5 protein-coding genes are annotated in these 5,840 nt (G+C 48.0%); 2 read left to right on the forward strand and 3 right to left on the reverse strand.

From position 1 onward, the window contains the following. Positions 1-706: hypothetical protein (locus MGMO_RS10180; RefSeq protein WP_200922723.1), on the reverse strand; the 706-nt coding region annotated here is incomplete at its 3' end. Between the two features lie 129 nt (positions 707-835). Further along, complete coding sequence (locus tag MGMO_RS10185) at positions 836-1,618, reverse strand: enoyl-ACP reductase FabI (RefSeq protein WP_023494969.1); 783 nt, start codon at positions 1,616-1,618, stop codon at positions 836-838. Positions 1,619-1,684: 66 nt separating this feature from the next. Here MGMO_RS10185 and MGMO_RS10190 point away from each other — a divergent pair, with 66 nt between their 5' ends. Together MGMO_RS10190 and MGMO_RS10195 are read left to right on the forward strand one after the other, a co-directional pair. Then, the gene (locus tag MGMO_RS10190) at positions 1,685-3,835 is read left to right on the forward strand and encodes an ABC transporter substrate-binding protein (RefSeq protein ID WP_023494970.1); all 2,151 of its coding nucleotides are present in this window, start codon (positions 1,685-1,687) and stop codon (positions 3,833-3,835) included. Next, positions 3,832-4,809 (forward strand): ABC transporter permease, encoded by a 978-nt coding sequence (locus MGMO_RS10195; RefSeq protein ID WP_023494971.1) that lies wholly within the window; start codon positions 3,832-3,834, stop codon positions 4,807-4,809. Before MGMO_RS10190 ends, MGMO_RS10195 begins: the two co-directional genes overlap by 4 nt. 28 nt (positions 4,810-4,837) lie before the next feature. Here MGMO_RS10195 and gloB read toward each other — a convergent pair whose 3' ends face one another. Continuing rightward, positions 4,838-5,605, reverse strand: a complete 768-nt coding sequence (gene gloB, locus MGMO_RS10200) for a hydroxyacylglutathione hydrolase (protein ID WP_023494972.1) — start codon at positions 5,603-5,605, stop codon at positions 4,838-4,840. Positions 5,606-5,840 lie beyond the last annotated feature (235 nt).

Genomic DNA, 5,840 nt, shown 5'->3' on the forward strand with positions numbered 1-5,840 from the left:
AACCATCTCCAGGTTCAGTATTCCCGAGTCTCTTGCCTATTGATGTACCCGGCTCATATTTATCAAAATAACTGTCACTACCCTCGTTAAATTCTGTACTAGGTTGAAAGGTATTATATGTTTCATGTTTAGCAGTTGCCAGGATATATGCGACATATCGAATATCCTTTATGTCAATATCTTTTTCAATAAAACTAAAAATTTGTAGCAGCGCTGCTTTTGATTCAACAGAAAGCTCACCAAATTTTGAGGTATAGCCTTGAAAAAAAACATCGCGCGATGTGGCTGTATTTGGTACTAAAACAGGGAGTTGTGAAGGGTTTTTTTCTGCGATATTCCGTAATTTTTCTGCGTCTAAGCTTTTGATAACACCTGTATTAACTAAAAACATAAGACGCTTTCCTGCTTCATCTTGGCTTGGTGCTTCTAACGCCTTTTGAATCAGGGTGAATTCAAACTTAAGCCTTTCCAAATTAACGGTTGCGTTACCCTGAAGAACAGCCCCAATTCCTGTGCCTATCAAGCCAGATATTGCAGTTATGACACCAATAAATAAGGGAGATGTAAACCACAAACCTTGCTTGTCAAGCTTAATCTTTGCTTCTACTTCTTTTTCCTTAAGCGCAAGCTCTCTCACCCTCAAATTAATGTCTTTATCTTTCAAGGAATCATTGGAAGTGTTTGTTTGATTGTCAGTTTCGGTCATATAATCCAGCTTTTAATTTATGACGTTCCTTACGTATTAAAGCACGTCGGGCTGAATGAAATGATGCCCAACACAAACGAAGCCGCAAATGTTGGGCTTCGTACCAGCCCAACCTACATTAAATATCCATCAAACCGCCGCCAACCCTGCAATATTGTAGCCACAATCCACATAAGTGATTTCCCCGGTAATGCCGGAAGCTAAGTCGGAACACATAAAGGCAGCGGCGTTCCCGACTTCTTCAATGGTGACGTTTTTGCGGAGCGGCGCAGCATCGGCGGCTTTGCTGAGCATGGATTTGAAATCGTTGATGCCCGATGCCGCCAACGTCCTGATCGGGCCTGCGGATATAGCGTTAACCCGCGTGCCTTCCGGCCCTAACGCCACGGCCATGTAGCGGACATTCGCTTCCAGGCTGGCTTTGGCAACGCCCATGACGTTGTAGTTGGGGATCGCCCGTTCCGCGCCGAGGTAGGTCAAGGTCAACAAGGAGCCGTTACGCCCTGCCATCATGCTTCTTCCTGCTTTCGCCAAGGCGGTAAAACTGTAAGAACTGACATCGTGGGCAATCTTGAAATTCTCGCGGGTGGTGACATCCACATAATCGCCGTTCAGGGCATCGCGCGGGGCAAAGGCGACCGAATGCACGATGCAATCCAGGCCGTCCCAATGCTTGCCCAGTTGGTCGAATACGGCGGTGATATGTTCATCTATGCTGACATCGCATTCGATGGTGATGTTGGAATTGCATTGTTCCGCCGCTTCTTCGACGCGGCTTTGCAGTTTTTCATTCTGGAAGGTAAACGCCAGTTCCGCGCCCTCGCGGTGCATGGCTTGCGCGATGCCCCATGCGATCGAGCGGTTGCTCGCCAAACCCACAATCAAAACCCGTTTACCCTGCATAAAACCCATTGTCATCTCCTCATGTTTTTGTTTTTTTGTTGTTACAATAGGCTGAAATAACCTCAACCGCCTATAATGCCCTGTCTTTTGACTAAGTGTAAGATATTGTACCAAATCCCTTTCTTGTTCGCCTTGCTGTTGACGGCTTGCGACCTTTCACAGCTCAACAACCCTTACCCAAAGGAACAGAAGGGGCAAGCGATTTTGTACCAATCGTTCGACGAACGGCCTAAGCATTTAGATCCCGCTGTGGCGTACAGCGAAAACGAATATGCGTTTATTGCCCAGATTTATGAGCCACCGTTCCAATACCATTACCTGAAACGGCCTTATCAACTCGTGCCGTTAACGGCGAGCAAGATGCCGGACATCCAGTTTTTGAATAAGGCGGGTGAAAAGCTGGCCCCTAATGCGCCTATCGAGGACATTGCGTTTACGGATTATCTTATCGACATACAGCCTAGTATCCGATACCAACCGCATCCGGCGTTAGCCTTAACCGCAAACGGCGATTATGCTTTTCACCGTCTCAGCGTCGATCAGGTCGCCAACTTCAACACCTTGGCTGATTTCAATGCCACCGGTAGCCGTGAGGTAGTTGCTGAGGATTACGTTTACCAAATTAAACGGTTGGCACACCCCAAAACGCAATCGCCGATTGCGGAAATGATGAAAAATTACATTGTCGGCTTTGGCGAATTCTCAGAAAAGGTCAAGCAACTGCCCAAAACTGCCATAAAAGATGTACCGATGACTGGCGTGACCTCTATTAGCCGTTACACATACCGAATTAGAATAGCTGGCAAATATCCGCAATTTATGTACTGGTTAGCCATGTTATTTTTTGCGCCGATGCCTTGGGAAGCGGATGCGTTTTACGGACAACCCGGATTGTCCGACAAAAACATCACGTTGGATTGGTATCCCATCGGCACGGGGGCTTACCTGTTGGCGGAAAACAATCCCAACCGACGTATGATCCTGGAAAAAAATCCTAACTTTCACCTGGAGACGTATCCCACCGAAGGCGAACCGGATGACCAGTCTAAAGGCTTGCTCAACGATGCCGGTAAGCGGTTGCCTTTCATCGATAAAGTCGTCTTTACCTTGGAAAAAGAAACCATCCCCCGATGGACTAAGTTTTTGCAAGGCTATTTTGATGCCTCAGGCATCGCTTCGGATAGTTTCGATCAGGCCGTACAATTCACGGGCGGCAGTGCAGAACTGACCCCTTCCATGCTGGAGAAAAAGATAGCACTTCAAACCTCGGTCGAAACCTCCACGTTTTATATGGGTTTTAACATGCTGGATGCGACTGTCGGCGGCTACAGCGAGCAAGCCAGGAAATTGCGGCAGGCGATTTCAATTGCCATTGATTATGAAGAGCTTATCTCCATTTTTAGGAATGGCCGAGCTATCGCAGGGCAAGGCGTTTTGCCGCCCAGCATTTATGGCTATGAGGAAGGCAAGGCAGGGGTCAATCCTTATGTCTATGATTGGCTAGCCGACAAACCGCAACGCAAAGACATCGGGGTTGCACGGCAGTTGATGACGGAGGCTGGTTACCCGAATGGGATTGACCCCAAGACCCATGAGGCGTTAATCCTTTATTTCGACACGACTTCTAGCAGCATTGACGACCGCCCGATGTTTAACTGGTACCGCAAACAACTTGAAAAGCTGGGCATTAAACTGGTCATCCGTGCAACCGACTATAACCGCTTTCAAGATAAAATGCGCAAAGGCAATGCCCAACTTTTCGTCTGGGGCTGGAATGCCGATTACCCCGATCCTGAAAATTTCTTTTTCTTACTTTACGGCGGTAATGCTAAAGTGAAATTCGGCGGCGAAAATGCCAGCAACTATCAAAACCCAGAATTCGACCGCTTGTTTGAACAAATGCGAAATATGGACAATAGCCCACAACGGTTTCAGTTAATCCAACAAATGCAGGAGATTGTCCGCCATGACGCGCCCTGGATTTTCGGCCTACATCCTAAACAATTTACCCTGTTGCATAGCTGGTTCCTTAACCGAAAACCCCATGTCATCGCCAACAACACCTTAAAATACCAACGGCTTGATACCGTCGCCAGGACACAACTACAGCAGGAATGGAACCGCCCCATATTCTGGCCGTTGCTGTTATTTTTCGCTTTTTCCGTAATCTTATTCGCTCTTGCAGTTTACGCCGTGCGCAGTCGAACGAGGAAGACCTTGCAATGATTAGCTACATTATCCGGCGGTTTTTATATGCCATCCCCATTTTAATCGGGGTGAACATTTTAACTTTCGTGCTGTTTTTTATCGTTAACAGCCCGGATGACATGGCGCGTATGCAGCTTGGGCAAAAGCACGTCACCCAGCAAGCGATAAACAATTGGAAGCAACTGCACGGCTATGATGTGCCGCTGTTATGGAACGCAAAAGCACAAGGGGAAGAAAAACTAACTAAAACGATTTTTTACCAGAAATCGGTCGGCCTGTTTATGTTCCGCTTCGGCACATCGGACAGCGGAAGGAATATCGGCGCGGACATCAAGGAACGCGCCTGGCCCAGCCTAACCATCGCCTTACCCACTTTAGTCATCGGTTTGATAACGGACATCTGCGTCGCCTTGATGGTCGTGCTGTTTCGGAGCAGTAAGCTGGAGTTAGGGGGAATGGTACTGTGCGTCATCCTGATGTCGATATCCTCCCTGTTTTACATCATCGGCGGCCAATTCGTGATCGCCAAAATATTGCGATGGATGCCGATTTCCGGCTATGATGACGGCTTTTCCGCCATCAAGTTTGTGGTATTGCCCGTGTTAATCGGCGTATTTTCGGGTCTAGGATCAGGCGTGCGCTGGTATCGCACCTTGTTCCTGGAAGAAGTCGAAAAAGACTACGTCCGCACCGCCCGCGCCAAAGGCCTGACCGAAACCCAAACCCTGTTCCGCCATGTCCTGCCCAATGCCATGATCCCCATCTTGACGGGCGTGGTGGTGCTATTGCCGATGCTGTTTATGGGCAGCTTAATCATGGAATCATTTTTCAGTATTCCGGGTTTAGGCAGTTACACCATTGATGCAATCAATATGCAGGACTTTGCTATCGTAAGGGCAATGGTGTTTTTGGGTTCGGTGTTATACGTATTTGGCCTGTTGTTGACAGATATTTCTTATACCTTAGTTGATCCGAGGGTTAGGTTGTCATAAGCGCTTAAGCAGCTTGTTTTTCCCTATTTCAAGTAAAGCTGTCCTTCAAGTGCCTGAGCTTCGCAAACACTTCCACTGGTTGACTGTTAAACATATCAATCGTATTTCGCAAATCTAAACTGTCTTCCCTAAAAAAAGGGTTAGTTGACAGTTCCTCCGCAATGGTGGTCGGGATGGTTAGCTGGTTGTTGCCGCGTAGGCGGTTGACTTCTATCATCCGTTGCTGCAATTGCAAGTTATTCGGCTCGACGGTTAACGCAAAGCGACCATTGGTTTGGGTGTATTCATGGGTGCAGTACACTTTGGTTGCATTCGGCAAGGCTTTCAGTTTTTGCAAGCTTTGCCATAGCTGCTCGGCTGTACCTTCAAACAAACGCCCACAGCCCATCACGAACAAAGTGTCACCGCAAAACAGGAGCTTGTCTTCGGCAAAATGGTAAACGATATGCGCCCGGGTATGGCCGGGGGTGGCGATCACGTTGGCTTTATGTTGCCCTATCGATACAACGTCGCCTTCATCGACACCTTGGTCGATACCAGGAATCCTGTCCCAATCCGCCTGTGCCGCAATGATTTTGCAACCAGTAAGCTGCTTAAGCCGGGAATTTCCACCCACATGGTCTGAGTGGTGATGGGTGTTGAGGATATACGTAAGTTCCCAGCCTTTTTCCTCAAGGATATCGAGCACAGGCTCGGCAAGKGCCGGGTCTACTGCCGCCGTTTCTTGTGAAACAGGATCATGGATAAGGTAAATGTAATTATCGGCCAGTACCGGAAGGGTTATTATTTCAAGCATAAGGCAACCTTCTTTATTCAAACTGCCTTGTCCTTAACAGGAAAAAACAGGGTTGAAAAAGAATAAGGTTACCTAAAAGTGTTATGAATTGTCCACAAACTCTTTGACCTGCCTCAGGATGCCCTGTTTGTCGAGGCCGCAGAGGGTTAGCAGTTCCTCGCGCGTGCCCTGTTCGACGAATTGGTCGGGCAGGCCGAGGTTGAGGGTGTGCTTGAGTATCTTGTGCTTGTGCAGG

The organism is Methyloglobulus morosus KoM1 (assembly GCF_000496735.2).
Taxonomy (GTDB): domain Bacteria; phylum Pseudomonadota; class Gammaproteobacteria; order Methylococcales; family Methylomonadaceae; genus Methyloglobulus; species Methyloglobulus morosus.

Excerpts from the sequence above, each read along its gene's own strand:
- MGMO_RS10185 (WP_023494969.1), bottom strand. The coding sequence starts at position 1,618 with ATGGGTTTTATGCAGGGTAAACGGGTTTTGATTGTGGGTTTGGCGAGC.
- MGMO_RS10190 (WP_023494970.1), top strand. The coding sequence starts at position 1,685 with ATGCCCTGTCTTTTGACTAAGTGTAAGATATTGTACCAAATCCCTTTC.
- MGMO_RS10195 (WP_023494971.1), top strand. The coding sequence starts at position 3,832 with ATGATTAGCTACATTATCCGGCGGTTTTTATATGCCATCCCCATTTTA.